The organism is Frankia sp. AgKG'84/4 (assembly GCF_023242965.2).
Classification (GTDB): Bacteria; Actinomycetota; Actinomycetes; order Frankiales; family Frankiaceae; genus Frankia.
In genome coordinates, this window is sequence record NZ_JALKFU020000015.1 from 1 (window position 1) to 20,034 (window position 20,034).

19 protein-coding genes are annotated in these 20,034 nt (G+C 69.1%); 14 read left to right on the top strand and 5 right to left on the bottom strand.

Translation table 11 applies throughout. The annotated features are described in order from the left end of the window. Nucleotides 1-33 precede the first annotated feature (33 nt). From MXD58_RS02660 to MXD58_RS02665, 3 genes are read right to left on the bottom strand one after another with little or no spacing between them, the layout of a single operon-like run. Nucleotides 34-702 carry a TIGR03619 family F420-dependent LLM class oxidoreductase gene (locus tag MXD58_RS02660; protein ID WP_248841003.1) on the bottom strand — a complete coding sequence of 223 codons (669 nt, stop codon included), beginning with the start codon at nucleotides 700-702 and terminating at the stop codon, nucleotides 34-36. Next, nucleotides 699-827, bottom strand: a complete 129-nt coding sequence (locus tag MXD58_RS30060) for a hypothetical protein (protein ID WP_283098436.1) — start codon at nucleotides 825-827, stop codon at nucleotides 699-701. Before MXD58_RS30060 ends, MXD58_RS02660 begins: the two co-directional genes overlap by 4 nt. Further along, a complete protein-coding gene (locus tag MXD58_RS02665; protein ID WP_248819899.1) occupies nucleotides 824-1,336 on the bottom strand; it encodes a nuclear transport factor 2 family protein in 513 nt (170 codons plus the stop codon). Before MXD58_RS02665 ends, MXD58_RS30060 begins: the two co-directional genes overlap by 4 nt. Before the next feature lie 263 nt (nucleotides 1,337-1,599). Between MXD58_RS02665 and MXD58_RS02670 the strand changes: the two genes are divergently transcribed. The 4 genes from MXD58_RS02670 (at nucleotide 1,600) to MXD58_RS02685 (ending at nucleotide 5,026) form a co-directional block, all read left to right on the top strand. After that, on the top strand, nucleotides 1,600-2,331 hold the full coding sequence (locus tag MXD58_RS02670; protein WP_248819898.1) for a hypothetical protein: 732 nt from the start codon (nucleotides 1,600-1,602) through the stop codon (nucleotides 2,329-2,331). A gap of 469 nt (nucleotides 2,332-2,800) precedes the next feature. Next, nucleotides 2,801-3,313: a nuclear transport factor 2 family protein gene (locus tag MXD58_RS02675; RefSeq protein WP_248841002.1), complete on the top strand. Its 513-nt coding sequence runs from the start codon at nucleotides 2,801-2,803 to the stop codon at nucleotides 3,311-3,313. Next, the gene (locus tag MXD58_RS02680) at nucleotides 3,310-4,095 is read left to right on the top strand and encodes an SDR family NAD(P)-dependent oxidoreductase (protein ID WP_248841001.1); all 786 of its coding nucleotides are present in this window, start codon (nucleotides 3,310-3,312) and stop codon (nucleotides 4,093-4,095) included. The genes MXD58_RS02675 and MXD58_RS02680 overlap by 4 nt, the downstream gene beginning before the upstream one ends. 124 nt (nucleotides 4,096-4,219) lie before the next feature. Next, on the top strand, nucleotides 4,220-5,026 hold the full coding sequence (locus MXD58_RS02685) for an enoyl-CoA hydratase (RefSeq protein WP_248819892.1): 807 nt from the start codon (nucleotides 4,220-4,222) through the stop codon (nucleotides 5,024-5,026). A 101-nt stretch (nucleotides 5,027-5,127) separates the two neighbouring features. Here MXD58_RS02685 and MXD58_RS02690 read toward each other — a convergent pair whose 3' ends face one another. Next, nucleotides 5,128-5,760 carry a TetR/AcrR family transcriptional regulator gene (locus MXD58_RS02690; RefSeq protein WP_248819890.1) on the bottom strand — a complete coding sequence of 211 codons (633 nt, stop codon included), beginning with the start codon at nucleotides 5,758-5,760 and terminating at the stop codon, nucleotides 5,128-5,130. A 287-nt stretch (nucleotides 5,761-6,047) separates the two neighbouring features. Here MXD58_RS02690 and MXD58_RS02695 point away from each other — a divergent pair, with 287 nt between their 5' ends. The 10 genes from MXD58_RS02695 (at nucleotide 6,048) to MXD58_RS02740 (ending at nucleotide 18,542) form a co-directional block, all read left to right on the top strand. After that, the gene (locus MXD58_RS02695; RefSeq protein WP_248841000.1) at nucleotides 6,048-7,259 is read left to right on the top strand and encodes a cytochrome P450; all 1,212 of its coding nucleotides are present in this window, start codon (nucleotides 6,048-6,050) and stop codon (nucleotides 7,257-7,259) included. Between the two features lie 8 nt (nucleotides 7,260-7,267). Beyond that, nucleotides 7,268-8,065, top strand: coding sequence for a crotonase/enoyl-CoA hydratase family protein (locus MXD58_RS02700; protein WP_248840999.1), 798 nt, complete (start codon nucleotides 7,268-7,270; stop codon nucleotides 8,063-8,065). 93 nt (nucleotides 8,066-8,158) lie between these two features. Then, complete coding sequence (locus tag MXD58_RS02705; RefSeq protein WP_250609009.1) at nucleotides 8,159-9,697, top strand: AMP-binding protein; 1,539 nt, start codon at nucleotides 8,159-8,161, stop codon at nucleotides 9,695-9,697. 49 nt (nucleotides 9,698-9,746) lie between these two features. Continuing rightward, complete coding sequence (locus tag MXD58_RS02710) at nucleotides 9,747-11,192, top strand: aldehyde dehydrogenase (RefSeq protein ID WP_248819880.1); 1,446 nt, start codon at nucleotides 9,747-9,749, stop codon at nucleotides 11,190-11,192. Nucleotides 11,193-11,255: 63 nt separating this feature from the next. Further along, on the top strand, nucleotides 11,256-12,374 hold the full coding sequence (locus MXD58_RS02715; RefSeq protein ID WP_248840997.1) for an NDMA-dependent alcohol dehydrogenase: 1,119 nt from the start codon (nucleotides 11,256-11,258) through the stop codon (nucleotides 12,372-12,374). 58 nt (nucleotides 12,375-12,432) lie between these two features. After that, a complete protein-coding gene (locus MXD58_RS02720; RefSeq protein ID WP_248819876.1) occupies nucleotides 12,433-13,422 on the top strand; it encodes a Zn-ribbon domain-containing OB-fold protein in 990 nt (329 codons plus the stop codon). Continuing rightward, on the top strand, nucleotides 13,422-14,477 hold the full coding sequence (locus MXD58_RS02725) for a thiolase family protein (protein WP_248819874.1): 1,056 nt from the start codon (nucleotides 13,422-13,424) through the stop codon (nucleotides 14,475-14,477). Before MXD58_RS02720 ends, MXD58_RS02725 begins: the two co-directional genes overlap by 1 nt. Continuing rightward, the gene (locus MXD58_RS02730) at nucleotides 14,474-15,634 is read left to right on the top strand and encodes a thiolase family protein (protein WP_248819872.1); all 1,161 of its coding nucleotides are present in this window, start codon (nucleotides 14,474-14,476) and stop codon (nucleotides 15,632-15,634) included. The genes MXD58_RS02725 and MXD58_RS02730 overlap by 4 nt, the downstream gene beginning before the upstream one ends. Before the next feature lie 23 nt (nucleotides 15,635-15,657). Then, nucleotides 15,658-16,866 (top strand): aromatic ring-hydroxylating oxygenase subunit alpha, encoded by a 1,209-nt coding sequence (locus MXD58_RS02735; RefSeq protein WP_248840996.1) that lies wholly within the window; start codon nucleotides 15,658-15,660, stop codon nucleotides 16,864-16,866. Beyond that, nucleotides 16,866-18,542 carry an acyl-CoA synthetase gene (locus MXD58_RS02740; protein ID WP_250609011.1) on the top strand — a complete coding sequence of 559 codons (1,677 nt, stop codon included), beginning with the start codon at nucleotides 16,866-16,868 and terminating at the stop codon, nucleotides 18,540-18,542. The genes MXD58_RS02735 and MXD58_RS02740 overlap by 1 nt, the downstream gene beginning before the upstream one ends. A gap of 547 nt (nucleotides 18,543-19,089) precedes the next feature. Here the strand turns inward: MXD58_RS02740 and MXD58_RS02745 are convergent. Next, nucleotides 19,090-19,989, bottom strand: coding sequence for an SDR family NAD(P)-dependent oxidoreductase (locus tag MXD58_RS02745; protein ID WP_248820362.1), 900 nt, complete (start codon nucleotides 19,987-19,989; stop codon nucleotides 19,090-19,092). Nucleotides 19,990-20,034: the final 45 nt, after the last annotated feature.

Sequence of the window (20,034 nt, forward strand, 5' to 3'; positions counted from 1 at the left end):
TGTCTCGGAGCGACACACCCGCACCCCGGACGATCAACCAGCCGCTCCCGATCTACACCACGCAGTGGGACTCACCCGGCACCAGCCGTCCGCCAGCGCGGCGGCCCGCCGCAGCGACCGCAGGGTCCGCCCGCCGACCCACAGGGGCAGCCGCTCCTGCACGGCGCACGGGTCGACCACGAGCCCGCCGAAGGTGTAGTAGTCGCCCTGGTAGGCGGGGATCGGCTGCGACAGTGCCGCCCGCAGCGCGCGCAGCGCGTCGTCGGCGCGGGCCCCGCGGTCGGGGAAGGACGCGCCGAGGAGGTCGAACTCCTCCTTGAGCGTGCCGACGCCAAGGCCGAGGATCACCCGTCCGCCGCTGATCACGTCGAGGGTGCCGTAGCGCTTGGCGATCTCCAGCGGGTGGTGGTAGCCGAGGACCAGCACGTTGGTGGCCAGCATGATGCGTTCGGTGCGGGCGGCGAGGTAGCCGAAGGTCGCCAGGGGGTCGAAGTAGCGGGCGCCGCGGCGGACCGCCTCGGTGGCGGGGACGCCGATGTGCTCGCTGCAGGTCAGGTGGTGGTAGCCGAGCCGGTCGGCGGCCTGCGCTATGCGGGCGACCTCCTCGATGCCGGCGGTCTCCTCCCAGCGGGCGTGTGCGCCGGGCAGCATCGTCAGGACAGGGCTGGGGACCGACAGCCGCAGGGCTGGTGTCGCACTCATCCGAGCATCACCCCGCCAGCGTCGACGACGATCGACTGAACAAGCAGCGTCGCCATCATCGGCCCCGGACCCGTACTCGCTGCGGTGATGATCGCGACCTTCCCGGCCAGGCGTCCCGTGGTCATCGGGCGGCCGCCCCGGACATCTCGCGCACGACCGAGTTCAACAGGTTCCGGCCGGCGCCGGTGTCGTCGAGAAGCCTGTTGGTCCGGCGTCGTACCGCCCAGACATCACCGTCGCGGGTCAGCTCCCAGTGGGCGGCGCTCACCCGCCACAGGTAGTACCGGCCGTCCGCGGCATCCCGGCGCATGATCAGTGAATAGGTGATCGCGGTCGCCGCGTCACCGTCAAGGTCGATCAGCGGCGGCCCCGCCACGTGGGCGACGCCGGCCTGGATCAGGCCCTGGTGGGTGTCGGCCCTCAGCATGGCCGCCACGGCGGCGCGCCCCTCGTACGGCGCACCGGCCGCGTCCCAGTCGTAGCTACCGTCCTCGCGCCACACCGACGCGGCCAGGTCCACGAGCCCCGCGTCGGCCGCGGGACCGTACGACAGGATCAGCCGCCTGATCGCCAGCTCGTCCTCAACGCGTCTCAGCCGCGCCGCCAGCGAGGCCAGATCTTCAACAGCACCCACGTGTACCTCCCCATCCGCAGCGGCACAAGCCACCGCCCGGACCTACGCCCCACACGGCAGAAGGCAACCCTTCCACAGCCGGAAGCCAAAAGTCAATATCGACATCGGTATCGAGATATAGGACAGTCGACGACAAAGCCGCCCTCGGGTTCGGGACGAGAGCGCACCCGGGGATCGGACATTTTTGCGCGAACGTCCGATCCCGCGGGAGGATGACCCGCACCGCGCGCCAGCGTGCGACACCGAGGAATGGAGGCGGCCTGATGATCCGAGTGAAGGCAGCGTTCTTCAGCGCGACGGAGCCAGCGCCGCCCGGAGACGACGGCAGCTACCTGCGCTGGCACCTGCTCGACCACATGCCCGAGCAGTATCAGCTACCAGGGCTCGTCCACGCGACACGGTGGATCGCCGAGGACGAGTACCGACAGGCCCGCATCGCCGGCAGTGGCCCCCTGGCCGACGTCGGCAACATCGTGAACTACCTCGTCGGCGACCCCGTCCAACAGACCCACGACGACTTCCTGGAACTCGGCCTGCGCCTCGCCGAGGCCGGACGTTTCCCCGAACGTCGCCCCTCGCTGCAGCTGCGGCTGCTGGCGCTGCAACGCTGGTACGCCGCGCCACGCGCACTGATCTCCCCGGAGGTCGTGCCCTTCCGACCGCACCGCGGCATCCTCATGATCATCGAGGAGCCGGTGACGGACGACGTCTCCGGCTGGCTTCAGTGGCTGCACGCCCAGCACTACCCGGCGCTGCTCCAGACGCCCGGCGTCGCCGGCGCCTGGCAGTACGGCTCCACCGACTTCTGGCGGCTGGACCCCGCCTGCCAGGGCGGACCGCAGTACATCACCGTCGTCTACCTCGACGACGACCCCTTGGCGACCACGAAACGACTGACTCCCACCATCGAGCGGCGATGGGCCTCGGGAGACGTACGGCCGTTGTTCGCCGGGCCTCTACGATCCATGATCCAGTGGGCTGCCTGGAGCGGCTGACCAGCGAGAAGCCCACGGCCGGCGCTGGCAGCCGCGCCGTGCTGGTCGCAGGTCACGTCCAGCGGCGTGGTGTACGGAGAGTGACTCCGCGCGATCCTCGTTCGTCGAGCGCCACGTGGCGCCGGGTCCCGTCACCGGCGTCGAGCGGCGATGACGGGCTACCCTGGTACCCCCTGGGGGTAGGCGCGCCACGTCGGGCTGCGGGCGTGGGGGCGGCCGTTTCGGTCCCCTGTGGCGGTGGATCGGACATCGGTGGGACGGTGTCCGATCCTGCGGTACGCTCCGCTCCGCGGATCGCGGGACGAGTTGGCGCCCGACTCACATGAACTTAAACATTGACGTCAATATTCATATACTCCGGCTCTGACGGCTGCTGATGGACCGCTCCCGCGCGGGGCGATGCGCAGTCCCGTCGCGGGGTGGGTCGATCTGCGCGGTGGCTGCGCCGCCGTGGAATGGGGAGGTGCTCATGGGGGTCGCGGAAGATCTAGCCGCACTCGAGGGTCGGCTACGCGCCGTTGAGGATGAGCGGGCGATCAGGCGGTTGATCCTGGCGTATGGTCCCGCGGCCGACGCAGGGTTGGTCGATCTGGCCGCGTCCGCGTGGCAGGAGGATGGCGTCTACGACTGGGACGCGAACGGCGCACCGTACGACGGCCGCGCCGCCGTGGAGGCCATGCTGCGGACCGAGGGGCACCAGGGTCTGATCCACGCCGGAGTCGCCCATGTGGCCAGCCCGCCCCTGATCGATATCGATGGTGACACGGCCACTGCGGTCACCTATTCGCTGATCATGCGCCGGGATGACACGAACGGTCGTTTCTACCTGTGGCGGGTGAGCGTGGCGCACTGGGACCTGACGCGCGGCGACGACGGCTGGGGAGTGCGGCGTCGGACGAACCGCCTGCTTGATGGCACCGGTGCCGGTCGGGAGTTGCTTGCCGGCGTCGTGCCGCAGTTCTTCGGGGCGGTGGCTCGATGAGCACCGGACGCCTTGCTGGGAAAGTCGCGATCATCACGGGTGCCAGCACCGGCCTCGGGCCCGTGATGGCGAAGCTCTTCGTCGACGAGGGCGCGAAGGTGCTCCTCACGGCCCGGCGGGAGGAGCTGGTCAAGGAGGCCGCGGCCGCGTGTGGGCCGGACGCGATCGCGATGCGTGCGGACGTGACCAACGAGGACGACGTGGTCGCGATGGTCGCCCGTGCCGTGGCCGAGTTCGGCCAGGTCGACATCATGTGCAACAACGCCGCCGCCCCCGGCAAGGACACCTGGATCTGGGAACAGACCCTCGAGAACTGGAACCACACGATCGGTATCGACGTCACGGCGGCGATGCTCTGTACCCGTGAGGTTCTCAGGCAGTCGATGATGGAACGCCGCTCGGGCGTCATCCTCAACTTCTCCTCGACGGCGAGCTTCGCCGGCATGCCCCGCAAGACCCACTATGTGACCGCGAAGTCGGCACTACGCGCCTTCACCAAGGGCGTCGCCAACGAGGTGGGCTCGTACGGGATTCGCTGCAACTGCCTGGTGCCCGGCAGCATCGACACCGAGCTGTGGCAGAACTGGGTCCGGCGGACGGCCGGTGAGCAGGGCGTCGAGTACGACGAGCAGCGGGCGAAGGTGCTGTCCGGAGTCGCGCTGCGCGACATCTCCACGACGACCGACGTCGCCAACGCCGCGCTGTTCCTCGTCAGCGACGAGAGCCGCACCATCACCGGCCAGTCGGTCGTCGTCGACGCCGGCGGAGTGATGCTCGGCTGACCGAAGCACCACGCTCGGAGGCGGGCGCCACGCCGGCAAGCCGCTTCGAACGCATGAGCCGCCGCGAGGACCGAGAACGTCTTGATCCTCGCGGCACACGACGGCGGCTGGCCGAGGAGCTGACATGTACATTCTCTACGAAGTCGCCGACCGGATCGCGACTATCACGCTCAATCGGCCCGAGGCCGCCAACGCCCAGAACATGGAGCTGCTCGACGAGCTCGACGCGGCCTGGACTCGGGCGGCGACGGACGACGAGGTCGCGGTCATCATCCTGCGGGCCGAGGGAAAGCATTTCTCCGCCGGTCATGACCTGAAAGGGCCAGGCAAGCCGGCGAAGCTGACGCTTGAAGCGATCTACCAGGTCGAGGCGCGCCGCTATCTGGAGTACTCGCTTCGCTGGCGGAACGTGCCGAAGCCGTCGATCGCGGCCGTGCAGGGCCGGTGCATAGCCGGTGCGCTGCTGCTGTGCTGGCCGTGCGACCTCATCATCGCGGCAGAGGACGCGCTGTTCTCGGATCCCGTGGTGGCGATGGGAATCGGTGGTGTCGAGTACCACGGGCACACCTGGGAGCTCGGCCCCCGCAAGGCGAAGGAAATCCTCTTCACCGGCCGGGCCCTGACCGCACAGGAGGCCGAGCAGGTCGGCATGGTCAACCGGGTGGTGCCGCGGGCCGCGCTGGACACCGAGACGCGGGCACTGGCCGCACACATCGCGACGATGCCGTCGTTCGGGCTTCGGCAGGCCAAACGGGCGGTCAACCAGACGCTGGACGTGCAGGGGTTCTACGCGGCAATCCAGTCGGTCTTCGACGTCCACCAGACCGGGCACGGCAACGCGCTGTCGGTCAGCGGCCTCCCGGTCCTGGTGAACCTCGACCAGATGAAGACCAAGATCCGCTCGAACAACGACCAACAAGAAGAACAATGACCAACAAGAAGGTTGAGGCGGGCCGCAGCGTCGCCCCCCGCGAAAAACCCCTGGCAAGGAGAGCGAGCGTCCCCGCGCTCGCGGCTCAGCCGCCGCAGGCCTCAGCTCGACTCGGATCGCCGTGAGCCGCATCCTCCGACGGTGGACAGCGCCGGCCCGATCCACCGTCGGAGGATTCCGCGGAGTTCGTCGCCGGAGCGGGGCTGCTCCGGCGGGGCGATCACCATGGACTGGATGATCCGTAGCAGGAGCTCGACGAGTTCGTCGAACTCTCGGTCTTCGTAGCCGAGAGCGGCCCAGTCGACGCGGGTGTCCACAAGGATCATCCGGCATCGCGCGATGCTGGTCGACGTCAACATCTGGCGGCTGAAGAGCTCCGCCCGTCCGCTGGCGAGCAGCAGCGTCAGGAACAACTCCTTCGGTAGCTGCTCGATGATGAAGGCAACCGCCTCGACCACCAGGTCGGTCGGGTTCTCCGCCCCTCCAGCGACAGCCCGCGTCCGCGCGATCCAGTCATCCAACGCCAGTTCGGCCACCCCACCGAAGAGGTCCTCGGTGCTGGTGAAGTAGCGGTATATGGTCCGCCGGGTGATGCCGAGTTCGAGCGCGACGCCGGACAGGGTGGTCCGCGCCGGCCCCTGCCGCTCGATGCACTGGACGGCCGCGTCAAGGATCCGCTGACGCGCCTCGCCGTCGTCCCTGGGCGGCGAGCCGCCCCAGCCTCTACGCCCCAACGCCGGTTGACTTTCGCGGTCCCATGGCATAACCCTATCTCAAGTTACATATTTCAGATCATGTGCAATCAGAAGAGAGCAAGCATGGTGGCTCCACGCGACCAGAGCGCCGCCCACAGAGCATCCAGCTTGCGTCCCGAGCAGCGGTCGCTCGCGCGGCGGGGGGGGCGCCGCGGCCAGGTACGCGAGAGGACGGCGACGCCGTGGGCCGCCATCGAGACGACGCCAACGGCCGCCGAGCCGCGGTTCCCGCAGGCCGAAGGCAAAGACACCAGCCCGGAGGGCGAGTGAAGGACATCGAAAGCCGAATCGATCTTGTGGATGGGTTGTTCTGGGGGCGCAATCCGCACGAGGAGCTGGCCTGGCTTCGGGCGAACGCACCCGTGTGGCGGGACCCGCGCACCGGAGTCTGGGGGGTCGCCACCTACGAACTCCTCAAGCACGTCGCCAGCCGCCGAGAGCTGTTCAGCAACGCTGGCGGGATCCGACCGGACCAGGACGCCATGCCGATGATGATCGACATGGACGACCCGGAGCACCAGAAGCGCCGGAAGCTGGTGAACAAGGGCTTCACCCTGCGGCGGGTCGGGCGGAAGGAGGCATCGATCCGCCAGACGGTCGACACGATCATCGACAGTGTGTGCGAGCGCGGCGAGTGCGACCTCGTGTGGGACATCGCCGCGTGGCTTCCCCTGATCGTCATCGCCGACGAGCTGGGGGTCGACCCGGCCGACCGCGAGAAGTTGCTGCGGTGGAGCGAGGCCATGATGGGCGCGCTCGGGCAGCGCGACGAGGAAGCGATGCAGGTCGCCGCGCAGGCCGGAATGGAGTACTACGCCTACGCCCAGCGGGTCATCGACTCCCGGCGGGAAACTCCGACCGAGGACCTGATGAGCATTCTGGTACACGCCGAGGTCGACGGCGACCGCCTCAAGGACAATGAGATCATCAGCGAGTCCCTGCTGATCCTCAACGGCGGTGACGAGACGACCCGCCACGTCATCTCCGGCGGTGTCTACGAGCTGCTACGCGCGCCCGGTAACTGGGCGGCGCTCCGGGACGACCGGGCTCTGATCCCCTCGGCGATCGAGGAGATGCTGCGCTGGGTGAGCCCGATCAAGAACATGGCCCGCACGGCGACCGCCGATGTGGACCTCGCCGGTCAGTCGATCGCCGCCGGCGACACGCTGCTCCTGCTCTACCCGTCGGCCAACCGCGACGACGCGGTCTTCGAGGAGCCGAACAGGTTCGATATGCGCCGCAGCCCGAACGAACACGTGGCCTTCGGGTTCGGCGCGCACTACTGCATGGGGGCGAACCTCGCCCGCCTCGAGCTGCGCGTGGTGCTCGATCGGCTCCTCGACCGGCTGCCCGACCTCGCTCTGGTCAACGACGAGGAGCCGAAACACCGGGCGGCGAACTTCGTCAGCGGCTACGAGAGCGTGCCCGTGCGCTTCACCCCGACCCGACCGGTCGGCGTGCAGGCGGTCCACCAGTGACGACAGGCATGCCCCACCTGCTGGTCGAGCGGGACGGTGCGGTCCTGCAACTCACCCTGAACCGTCCCAAGCGGCTGAACGCCATCACCAGCACGATGCTCGCCCGCATTGTCGACGCGTGCGCCGAGGCCGCCGCGGACGACGACATCCGCTGCATCGTGATCACGGGGGCCGAGGGGAACTTCTCGGCGGGCGCCGACCTGCGGGCCATGGCGGGTGACCCGGATGACGACGGTGCCGACGACCTCGCCCGACGGCGGATCGTCGACCCGCGGTACGTCGAGCGGGGCTTCCTGAAGATCGGCCGGCCGTCGAAGCCGATCATCTCGGCCGTCGAGGGGGTCTGCGTCGCCGGTGGAACGGAGATCCTTCTCGGCACGGACATCCGGGTCGCCGGCCGCGGCGCCCGTTTCGGTCTGTCCGAGGCGCGCTGGTCGCTGTACCCGAACATGGGTTCACCGGTGCGCCTTCCTCGGCAGATCTCCTACACCAAGGCGGCCGAGATCCTGCTGACCGGTCGGCACATCTCGGCGGAGGAAGCCGAGCGTATCGGGCTGATCGGGCGGGTTGTCGACGACGGTGCCGCGCTCGCCGTGGCGCGTGAGATCGCCGATCAGATCTGCGCGAACGGCCCGCTCGCCGTCGAGGCGATCCTGGCGACGATCCGGGAGTCGTCGGGCCTGACCGAGGACGAGGGATTCGCGCGCGAGCTGGAGCGAAGCCGGGCGGTGTTCGCGTCCGAGGACGCCAAGGAGGGCCCGAAGGCGTTCGCCGAGAAGCGAACTCCGAATTTCCGGCGTAGATAACAGCCTTTCGTCAGGCGAAAGTTGTCGACGAAACAGTCGTTGGTGGCGTCACCGCGGAGAGGATGTCGAGCGATGAAGGACCTGTACCGTCCGATGTTTCTGCCTGATCTGCTGATCAGGGCGCTGGAGAGGAACGGTCACCGACCCGCGGTGCACATCGGCGACGCCACACTTTCGTCGGCGCAGGTGCGCGAGAAGATCAGTTGCTATGTGCAGGCGTTCCAGGCCCGCGGCCTGGAACGGGGTGCCGGTGTGGCGACCCTGTCGAAGAACCGCGTCGAGGTGCTGTTCTCCATGGGAGCGGTGATGGTGTCCGGGTGCCGGAACACCGCGTTACATCCGCTCGGTTCGCTCGAGGACCACGCCTACGTTCTCGAGGACGCTGGTATCGAGGCGCTGCTGTTCGATCCGAGCTTCGCCGATCACGTTCAGGAGCTGGGCAGGCGCCTTCCCGGTCTGCGGTTGCTCTCGTACGGCGAGGCGCCTGTCGGCGAGGACCTGATCGGCCTCGCGGCGGCGTTCACGCCACAGCGCCTCGTGGCTCCCCAGGTGGACGGCGAGGACATCTCGGCCCTCGCCTACACCGGCGGCACCACCGGCAAGCCCAAGGGCGTGATGGCCACCTACCGCAGCAGCGCCGCGATGGCGCAGATCATGGTGTCGGAGTGGCAGTGGCCCGAGGAGGTCCGCCATCTCGTGTGCACGCCGCTCAGCCACGCCGGATCGTCGATCTTCGTGCCGTTGCAGCTGCAGGGCGCGGTGATGTTCGTGTTGCCGACGTTCGAGGCCGGCGCCGTGCTCGAGGCGATCGAACGCCATCGCATCACGACCGTGATGCTCGTCCCTTCGATGATCTACGCACTTCTTGATCATCCTCGGTTCGCCCAGACCGACCTGTCCAGCCTGCAGTCGATCTACTACGGGGGGTCGGCGATATCGCCGACCCGCCTGCGGGAGGCGATCGAGAAGCTGGGGTCGATCTTCGTCCAGTTCTTCGGGCAGACCGAGGCTCCGATGACCGTCAGCGTCCTGCGCAAGGAGGAACACCTCGTCGACGACCTGGCGCGGCTGACATCCTGCGGTCGGCCCGTACCCTGGACCCATGTCGCGCTGCTCGACGACGCCGGCAATGAGGTCGCCGAGGGCGAGCCCGGTGAACTGTGCGTACGCGGCCCGCTGGTGATGCGGGGGTACTGGAACAAGCCGGCCGAGACGGCGCAGGCCCTTGACGGCGGATGGCTGCACACCGGTGATGTGTGCCGTGCGGACGAGCAGGGATTCCTGACGATTGTCGACCGCAAGAAGGACATGATTGTTTCGGGGGGTTTCAACCTGTTTCCCCGCGAGATCGAAGACGTGATCTCCCGGCATCCCTCGATCGCGGCGGTCGCCGTCGTCGGCGTCCCCGACGAGAAATGGGGCGAGGCGGTGAAGGCGGTCGTGGTCGTCCGCTCAGGCCACACCGTGGACACCGCGGAGCTCATCGCCCTCGTGCGCCAGCACAAGGGCTCGCACCACGCGCCGAAGTCCATCGACATCGTCGACGCGATCCCGGTCAGCCCCCTGGGCAAGCCAGACAAGAAGGCACTGCGCGCTCGTTACTGGGCCGGTGCCGAACGGCTCGTCCACTGAGGCCGACCCGCGGCCCGCGGGCGTGGACCCGCCGGGTGAAGGAGGAAGCATGACCATCACGAAGGACACCCTGTACATCGGCGGCGAGTGGGTGTCCGCCCACGGCTCTCGCACGATCGATGTCCTCTCCCCGCACACCGAGGAGCTGGTGGCGACGGTGCCGGAGGCCGACGAGGACGACGTCGATCGCGCTGTCGCCGCCTCCCGCCGGGCCTTCGACGAGGGCCCGTGGCCCCACACCTCGCCGAAGGACCGCGCCGAGGTGATCCGCTCCATCAGCGCGGCCATCAAGGCCCGGGCGCAGGAGTTCGCCGACACCGCGACCCTGGAGATGGGCTCCCCCAACGGGTTCGCCCTCATGGGCAACGCCTATGCGTCCACGTTCGTCCTGGACGGGTTCGCGGGCCTGCTCGACACGTACCCCTTCGAGGAGGAGCGGCCGGGCCTGCTGGGGATGTCCCGGGTCGTGAAGCATCCGGTCGGGGTGAGCGCCGCCATCGCGCCGTGGAACGTGCCGCTGTTCATCATCTCGATGAAGCTCGGCGCCTGTCTGGCCGCCGGCTCGACCATGATTGTGAAATCGGCGCCCGAGTCGCCGCTCACCGGCTACCTGCTGGCGGAGGTACTCGACGCGGTCGGGCTGCCGCCCGGTGTCGTGAGTGTGGTCACGGCCGGCGCCGCGGCGAGCGAGGCGCTGGTCCGCCATCCCGGGGTCGACAAGGTGTCGTTCACCGGCAGTACCGCCGTCGGCCGCCGGATCGGCGCCATCTGCGGCGAGCACCTCAAACGATGCACGCTGGAGCTCGGCGGCAAGTCGGCCTCGATCATGCTGGCGGACGCCGACCTCGCCACGGTCGTCCCGCAGCTTCTGCCGGCGGTGTTCATGAACAGCGGGCAGGCGTGCGTCGCGCAGACCCGCCTGCTCGTGCCGCGGCGCCGTCACGACGAGGTGGTGCAGGCACTCGCCGGCGCGATCGAGGCCATCAAGGTCGGCGACCCCGCGGACCCGGAGACGGTCGTCGGGCCGCTCGTGGCCGAGCGCCAGCGCACCCGGGTGGAGGGACTCATCGGCTCCGGTGTCAGCGAGGGCGCCCGACTGGTCTGCGGCGGCGGCCGTCCCACCGACCTCCCGCGCGGCTGGTACGTCGAGCCGACCCTGTTCGCCGACGTCGACAACCGGATGCGCATCGCGCAGGAGGAGGTCTTCGGCCCGGTGCTGTCGGTGCTGCCCTATGACAGTGAGGACGAGGCCGTTCGCATCGCCAACGACTCGCCTTACGGGCTTTCCGGCTCGGTCTGGACCGGCGACGCCGAGCGCGGAACCGCGGTGGCGAAGCGCATCCGTACCGGCTCGGTCGCGGTCAACTCCGGCGCGGTGATCGACCTGCTGAACCCCTTCGGCGGCTTCAAGCAGTCCGGGCTCGGCCGCGAACTCGGCCGCGAAGGTCTGGACGCGTACCTCGAGACCCAGACCATCATTCCCCCCGCCCGGTGACCTCGAACAGCCGGACCGCCATGCGGCCCCGCCTTCCGTTTCGCAGAGGAGTAACGAGCTTCCATGAAGACACGCGCCGCCGTGATGTGGGAACCAGGCCAGGACTGGAAGGTGGAGGAGGTCGACGTCGACGCCCCCGGGCCGGGCGAGGTCCTCGTCGACATGAAGGCCTGCGGAATGTGTCATTCCGACGAGCATGTGCGTACTGGTGACATGCCCGTACCGCACTTCCCCTTAGTCGGCGGTCACGAGGGCGCCGGCGAGGTCATCGAGGTGGGTGCCGGCGTCACCAGTGTCGCGCCGGGAGACCACGTGGCGTTCTCGTTCGTACCCGCGTGCGGCCGCTGCACGTGGTGCGCGCGGGGAATGTCCTACCTGTGCGACGAGGGCGCGAAGCTCTTCAACGTCGGGATGATGGCCAACAACCGGATCGCCCACCGCATCGGTGACACGCCGCTCGCGCGGTTCAGCCAGCTCGGTGCGTTCAGCGAGAAGCAGCTGCTCTCCGAGCAGTCGGTCGTCAAGGTCGACCCTGACATCCCGTGGCACGCGGTCGCCCTTGTCTCCTGCGGGGTGGCGACGGGCTACGGCTCCGCCGTCGACCGGGCGGGAACCCGCCCGGGCGACGTCGTGGTGGTCGTCGGCGTCGGCGGCATCGGCGTGTCCGCCGTGCAGGGGGCGAGCATCGCCGGCGCGTCGCGCGTCCTCGCGGTCGACCCGTTGGAGAGCCGCCGCGAAGCCTCGAAGATCTTCGGCGCGACGGACACCTTCGCGTCGATGGACGAGGCGCTGCCGGCCGTCGCCGAGATCACCCGAGGCGTGATGGCCGACCGCGTGATCCTCTCGCCCTCGGTGCTGCACGGCTGGATGATCGAGCCCGGGCTGAAGCTGACCCGCAAGGGCGGCGTGTGCTGCCTCACCGGCATCGCGCCGTTGACCGAGATCGACGTTAAGCTCAACGCGTTCACGTTCGCGATGATGAGCAAGACGCTCGTCGGCTCGATCTACGGCGGTGCCAGTCCGCGCGAGCGCATTCCCTTCCTCCTCGACCTGTACCGGCGGGGCCGACTCAAGCTGGACGAGATGGTCACGCGGACGTACACGCTCGACCAGGTCAACGAGGGATATGCCGATCAGGCCGCCGGCACCATTCTCCGGGGCGTCGTCACCTTCCAGGACTGAACGGGCCGAGACGACCAGAGATTACGTCGTTCGCGCCGCCATATTGTTGAGAGGTTCCATGACCAGGTTTGTCGAAAGCACCATCACCTTCCCGTACAAGCGGTCGCTGGGGCCGGTGACGGGCGCGTTCATGACGGCGCTCGCGGACAAGCGCATTCTCGGCGTGCGCAGCGGCTCGGGCGTGCTGGTACCGCCGATGGAATGGGATCCCGTGTCCGGCGCCGAACTGGCCGCCGAGCTGGTGGAGGTCGGTCCGGCCGGCACCGTCGAGGCATGGACCTGGGTACCGGAACCGACCGAGGCGCATCCGCTCGACCGTCCCTTCGCGTTCGCCTTCATCCGCCTGGACGGCGCGTCCGTCCCGCTGCTGCACGCGGTGGACACCGGGTCGCCCGCCGCGGTCCGCGCGGGCATGCGGGTGGCGCCTCGCTGGCGCGGCCGCCGGGTCGGCCACATCACCGACATCGCGTGCTTCGTCCCCGGCGAGGACGCCCAGGTCGACGGCCCCGACGCCGGTGCGCCGGGTCAGCCGGTCGAGCTGATGGACTACACGGCCGCGGTCACCTACAGCACGCCGGTCCCGGAGATGGCCGATCGTGCCGTCGCGGCGACCCGGGAGCGGCGCCTCGTCGGGCTGCGCTGCCCGACCTGCGAGCGGGTGTACGTGGGCGGCGACCGGCCCTACTGCCCGGTCGACGCCCTGGAGCTCGGCCCGGACGCGGAGGTCGACCTCCCGACCACGGGTACCCTGACGAACTTCATCGTGGTCGAGCCTGTGCGCTATCCGGGGCAGACCGAGACCGAGCCGTTCGCGCGGGTGTTCGTCCTGCTCGATGACACCGAGGTGGTTCTTACCTACCAGCCCGTCATCGACCTTCCGGTGCACGACATCCACGTGGGCGTCCGGGTCACCGCCGTCTGGGCGCCCGCGGACGCACCGGTCGACACCTTCAGCGGCATCGGCCGCCCGATGGGCAGCCTGCTCGGTTGGACGCCCAGCGGAGAGCCGGACGCGCACGACCCCGACCTCGTGAATCGGATCTACTGATGACCGCTACCAGTACCAGTACCAGCCAGCCCAGGACGAGCACGGACATCGCTGTCATCGGGTGGGCGCAGGCCGCGATCGAGCGGCGCACCGACCAGAACGAGACCCAGATGCTGATGAGCGCCATCACCGACGCGCTCACCCCGCTGGGCCTCACCCGGGCCGACGTCGACTTCACCTGTCTCGGGTCGTGCGACTACATCACCGGGCAGGCGTTCTCGTTCGTCGCCAACCTCGACGCGATCGGCGCCTGGCCCCCCAAGCGCGACTCGCACGTCGAGATGGACGGCGCCTGGGCGCTCTACGAGGCGTGGCTTCGGCTGCACGAGGGCGACATCGAGATCGCGGTCGTGACCGGGTCGGGTCGCTCCTCCACCGGCGACCCTTCGCTGATCTACCCGATGGAGATGGACCCCTATGTGCTCGCCCCGCTGGGAGCCGACCTGGTCACGTTCGCCGCGTTGCAGGCCCGAGCGGTGATCGCCGCCGGCCTCGCCGACGAACGAGCCATGGCCGAGGTCTCGATCCGCAGCCGGGGGAAGGGCACCGTCGACGAGCTGCTCGCCGGTGAGTACGTCCGCGAGCCGTTGCGCCGCCACGACCTGCCGCCCATCACCGACGGCGCCGTCGCCATGGTCCTGGCGACCGGCGACCGGGCCCGCCAGCTCGTCGAACGCCCCGCCTACATCACCGGTTTCGACCACCGGACGGAGTGCCACAACCCGGCGTTGCGCCGCCTCGACGACTCGCCGTCCACCCGGATCGCGGCCCGGGAGGCGGGACTCGACGACCGTGGGGTCGAGGTCGCCGAGCTGCAGGCCTCGTTCACGCACGAGGAGCTGCTGCTGCGGCACGTGCTGGACCTCGGCGACGACGTGAGCGTCAACCCGTCGGGGGGTGCCCTGCGGGCCAATCCGATCATGGCCACCGGGCTGGCGCGGATCGGCTACGCGGCCGATCACGTCTTCGCCGGGGGTACCCGGGCGCTGGGCCACGCGACGAGCGGGCCGTGCCTGCAGCAAAACCTCATCTGTGTGCTGGAGGGCCGGTCATGATTCCCTGCGCGGTGGTCGGCGTCGGCCAGACCCATCACAAGTCGCGACGGCGCGACGTGTCGTTCGGCGGCCTCGTGCGGGAGGCGGTCTTCCGGGCCCTCGACGACGCCCGGATGACGATGGCCGACATCGACGCCGTCGTCCTCGGCAAGGCGCCGGACCTGTTCGAAGGCGTGATGAAGCCCGAGCTCTACCTCTCGGACGCGCTCGGCGCCGTGGGCAAGCCCATGTTCCGGGTCCACACCGCCGGCTCGGTGGGGGGGACCACCGGGCTGGTCGCGGCCTCGCACGTGCGGGCCGGCAAACACCGCACCGTGCTCGCGGTCGCCTTCGAGAAGCAGTCCGAGGGCAACGCCCAGTTCGCCCTCGGCTCCGGGCGGGGCGCCTCCCTCGGCGCCGGTGGCTCCTTCGCCCCCTTCGTCCGCGCCTACATCCACCGCAGCGGCGCACCGGAGCACATCGGGTGGACGGTCGCGGTCAAGGATCGCCTCAACGCGCTGAAGAACCCCTACGCCCACCTCAGGATCGAGGACATCTCGATCGAGAAGGTACGGGACTCGCCCATGATGTGGGATCCGATCCGGTACCTGGAGTCCTGCCCGTCCTCCGACGGAGCCTGCGCGGTCGTCATCACCGACGAGGAGGGCGCCCGGGCCGCGGCGGCCGACAACCGTCCGCCGGCGTGGATCCTCGGCATGTCCTCCCGCAGCGAGGCGGGCGGGTTCCCCGGCCGGGATCCCGTCCGACCCCGTGCCTGCCTGCAGTGCGCGGACGACGTCTATCAGGAAGCCGGCATCACGAACCCCCGTGAGCAGATCGACGTGGCCGAGCTCTACGTGCCGTTCTCCTGGCACGAACCGATCTGGCTGGAGGCCCACGCGCTCGCGGACGAGGGCGAGGGCTGGCAGCTGGTCGACAAGGGCGACACCGAGATCGGCGGGCGCCTTCCCATCAACCCCTCCGGCGGCGTGCTGTCGACCAACCCCATCGGCGCCTCCGGCCTGCTGCGTTTCGCCGAGGCGGCGAACCAGGTACGGGGCGGCGCGGGCGAGCACCAGGTCGACGGCGCCAAGGTCGCCCTCGGCATGGCCTACGGCGCGCAGAGCCAGTACTTCTCCATGTGGATCGTCGCCAACAGCCTGCAGCCGTTCCACTAAAACACCGCCTGAAGGGCTTCAGAATGGGCAACGGACCTCCTCCACTCCCGATCCGCGAACTCACCCCGAGGGCGCACACCGCGGTCCTCGCTGGAGTAGGCGACCTGGCGCCGTCGACGATGCGGATCCCCAACGCGAACTACACCGACCCGGCAGTCGCCGTCGTGGAGCGACGGACGACGTTCTCCGCGCCGCTGATCGTCACCCACAGCTCCGCGGTTCCCGAGGCGGGGAGCTTCCTGACCTTGGATCTGCTGGGCACGCCGGTGATCGTCGTTCGCGGCGGCGGCGGGAAGGTCCGGGTGCTGGTCAACGCCTGCCGGCACCGCGGCGCGATGGTCGCGGAGGGCTCGGGCTGCACCCGCCGCTTCACCTGCCCATACCACAACTGGGCATATGACACTGACGGCGCACTCGTGGGGATACCCGACCGGCGACAGGGATTCGACGACCTCGACCCCGCCGCGCACGGGCTCGTCGAGCTCCCGAGCGAGGTCCGCCACGGATTTGTCTGGGCCGTGCGCGACCCGGCCGGTGTGATCGACGTCGCGCGGCACCTCGGACCGCTGGACCAGGAGCTCGCGGCCTGGGACTTCGACCACCACGAGGTCACCGCGACGATGGAACTCCCGCTGGAGTCGAACTGGAAATGCGCCCTCGAGGCATTCCAGGAGACCTACCACTTCCCCTACGTCCACGGCGGATCACTCGTCGGTCGGGGCACCATCTCGAACATCGTGACGTTCGACCAGTTCGGCCGCCATCACCGGCTCGGTGTGCCCCTGCGCAGCCTGGGCACCGGCCCGGAACCGACCGAGGGCGAGAACATGACCTGCATCTACTACATCCACCCGTGTTCAGTGATCTCCACCTCACCGCTGGGCGCCGAGTTGCTGCAGTTCTACCCCGGTTCGACCCCGGCGAGCAGCACCGTCCGCCATACCGTCCTGTCCCGGTTTCCACTGTCCGACGACGGGGTGGCCGCCTTCTTCAAGGATTACGTTCCCCAGATTCAGGCCGTCGTCCGCGACGAGGACGCGGTCGTCCTGGAACGTTCCGGAAAGGGCCTCGCCGCGGGCCACACCGATGTCGTGCTCGGCCGCAACGAGATCGGCTGCCAGGCCGCGCACCGCCAGATCCTCGCGGATTACGCCGGCGCGGGCGACGCTCCCATCGCGGAACATGCCCAGGCGCGGCGCGGGCTCACGACAACGGCGAGCGGCCGCTCCTGATGACCACCGACAGGACGACCTCGCAGCACAGTCTCGCGGCGGTGAGCGAAGCCGTTGCCGAGCAGGTCCCCGACCGAGCCGCGATAGTGTTCCGCGACCGCAGGTTCACCCACGCACAGCTGACCACCCGCACCCGGCAGCTCGCGCATGTCCTGCACGACCGCGGCCTTGGCGCTCGGCCACAGGGACGCGCCGGCCTGGGACCGTACGAATCCCATCAGGATCATCTCGCCGTCTACGCGTACAACGGCAACGAGTACCTCGAAGCGATGATCGGGGCGTTCAAGGCCCGGGTCGTCCCGGTGAACGTGAACTACCGGTACGTCGCCGAGGAACTGCGCTACGTCCTGCGGAACAGCGCCGCGAAAGCGATTCTGTATCACTCGGCGTTCGCTCCGACGCTGGCCGAGGTACTGGCCGACCTCCCCGAGCTGCGGGTCCTGCTGCAGCTGGAGGACGGCTCCGGCAACGAGCTTCTCCCCGGCGCCGAATGGTACGAGGAGGCCCTCGCCGAAGCCCCCACCTCGATTCCCCAGTGGGCGCCGGACTGGTCTCCCGACGACCTGTACATCGTCTACACCGGCGGCACCACCGGCGCGCCCAAGGGGGTGCTGTGGCGCCAGGCCGACGTCCATCGCACGGCCCTGGGCGGGCGAAACCCGATCACCCGGCAACCCTGGCGGACACTGGACGAGCTCGCCGAGTTCGCGGCGACGAATCCGACGCCCCACGTGGTGCTCGCGGCCTCTCCCTACATGCACGGCGCCGGCCACTGGACGGCCCTGCTGGGCCTGAACCAGGGCGGGACGGTGGTGATCCAGGACAATGTCGAGCGCCTCGACCCGACCGATGTCTGTTCCGTGGTCGGTCGGGAGCGGGTGACGTACCTGCAGATGATCGGCGACGCGTTCGCCCGACCGATCATCGAGGAGATGGAACGCGGCGACTACGACCTCTCATCCCTGCGCACGATCCTGTCCGGCGGCATGGCGCTGACCCCTGCGGTGGAAACACGGCTCCTTGCCCGCATGCCGGCGGTGACTCTCGTCGAGAGCGTCGGTTCGTCGGAGGGTGGTGGTCAGGCCGTGCGGACCATCACGGCGACAGGCCCGGGTTCGACCGGCGCCTTCTATCCTGTCGCGGGGTCCGTGGTCGTGTCCGCGGACTTCGACAGCGTGCTCGGTCCCGGAGCGGACGACGTCGGCTGGCTGGCGAAGCGGGAAGACATTCCGCTGGGGTACCTCGGTGATCCGGCGAAGACGGCCCAGGCTTTCCCCGTCGTCGCCGGCGAGCGGATGGTGGTCCCCGGCGACCGGGCCCAGTGGCTGGCCGACGGCACGATCAAACTGCTCGGCCGCGACTCGATGACCATCAACTCGGGTGGGGAGAAGATCTTCGCCGAGGAGGTCGAGGCAGCGATCATCGCCCATCCCGACGTCTCCGACGTGGTGGTCGCCTCCCGGCCATCGCAGCGCTGGGGTCAGGAGGTCGTCGCGATCGTTCACCTGCGCGACGGCGCGACCGCGGCAGAGGACGATCTCGCCGCGGAGGCCGCACGGCACGTCGCCCGCTACAAACTTCCGAAGGCATGGGTGTTCGTCGACGCGATCCAGCGGACCGGGGCGGGAAAGGCCGACTACCGATGGGCCGCCAAGGTCGCCGCATCGGCGGGCTGAACGGGCCGTGATCCGCGCTGGCGTGGTGCTTCGCTCCTCCGAGCATCACGCCGCCGGCGTCGACGATGATCGACTGTCCGGTGCTGGTCCGGCGGCCTCGCGACAGGCTGTTTCGAGAGCAACAGGCCAGTCTGAACGGTCAGTCCGGTGTCCGCGGCGATCGGGAGGAAAACAAGGTCGCACTTGACCGCGGCTGTGTGCCACGTCACTATCAGGCTCAATATCGAGGTCGATGTCGAGCTTCGAGAGGTGCGCGATGATGCCATGCCGCTCTACGACCTTGTGATCAAAGGTGGAACGGTCATCGATGGCTTGCAGACCCCCCGCTACAAGGCCGACGTCACCAGCGTGGTGATCGGCAACTGTGGCTTCGGGTTCGCGCCCTGCAAGCGCGGGGTGTCTCACCCGCACACAGCAGATGTTACACGGTCGGACAGGGCCCTACGCCACCTGCGCCGCCGGATCCCCTGGTGGCCCCAGGACGGTGTCCCCTGGTCGCGCGCCACCAGGGGACACCGGTGTGCCCGTTGCCTGCCGGGCGTCGGGACTACTTCTTCGCTCGGTCGCCGTAGATGATGGCCGGCTCCGGGCCGGCGAGCGTCTGGAGGCGCAGTGTGTAGAGCTCGTCGCTGACGACGCGTTCCGCCTGGGCGGCGATCTCGACCTCGTCGTAGTGGACGGAGAAGAAGCGTCCGGACACCGCGTCTGCCCGGCCGGAGGCGAGAAAGGCGCAGAGCTCCGCCGCCCGCTCCGGCGGGTACCAGCCCTTGTCCTCCAGCTCGTGGCCCGGCGGGAAGATCCACGAGAAGCCCTCGGGCGGGTTCGCCGCGAGCGTCTCGCGCTGCGGCCAGATCGGGTCGGTCAGTTTGCTGAGCACATTGCCCGGGGTGATCGAGAAGACCGAGATGCCGCGCCCTTCCATTTCGAGGGCGAGCATCTCGGAGAACCGGATGACACCGGTCTTGGCGACACCGTAGGGAACCACGTAGGGCATGGCGAGCATGCCCGCACCGCTGGCCATGTTGATGATGCGCCCATGGCTGGCCGCGATCATGTCCGGCAACGCCAGCCGGGTCGTCAGCATCGCCGCGACGAGGTTCACGTTCAGGCCACGAACGACGGCCGACGGCTCCATGGTCTCGAACTTGCCGGCCGAGCCGCGGACGCCACCGCCCGCGTTGTTCACCAGCAGGGAGACCGGGCCGAACTCCTTCCTGGTGAAGTCCAGCACCGCCTGCACCGCGTCCAGGTCGGTCACGTTGGCGGGGATCGCCGCGGCCCGGCCGCCGGCGGCCTTGATAAGAGCCACTGTCTCGTCGATCTGATCGCTGGACCGGGCCGTCACCACGACGGCCGCGCCCTCCTCGGCGAAGCGGAGCGCGATCGCGCGCCCGATGCCGCGCCCGGCACCCGTGACAAGCGCGACCTCATCTGTCAGCTGGCTCATGGACCGCACTCCTTGTGATGGTGTCTCTCGGCTCATCAATCTGGA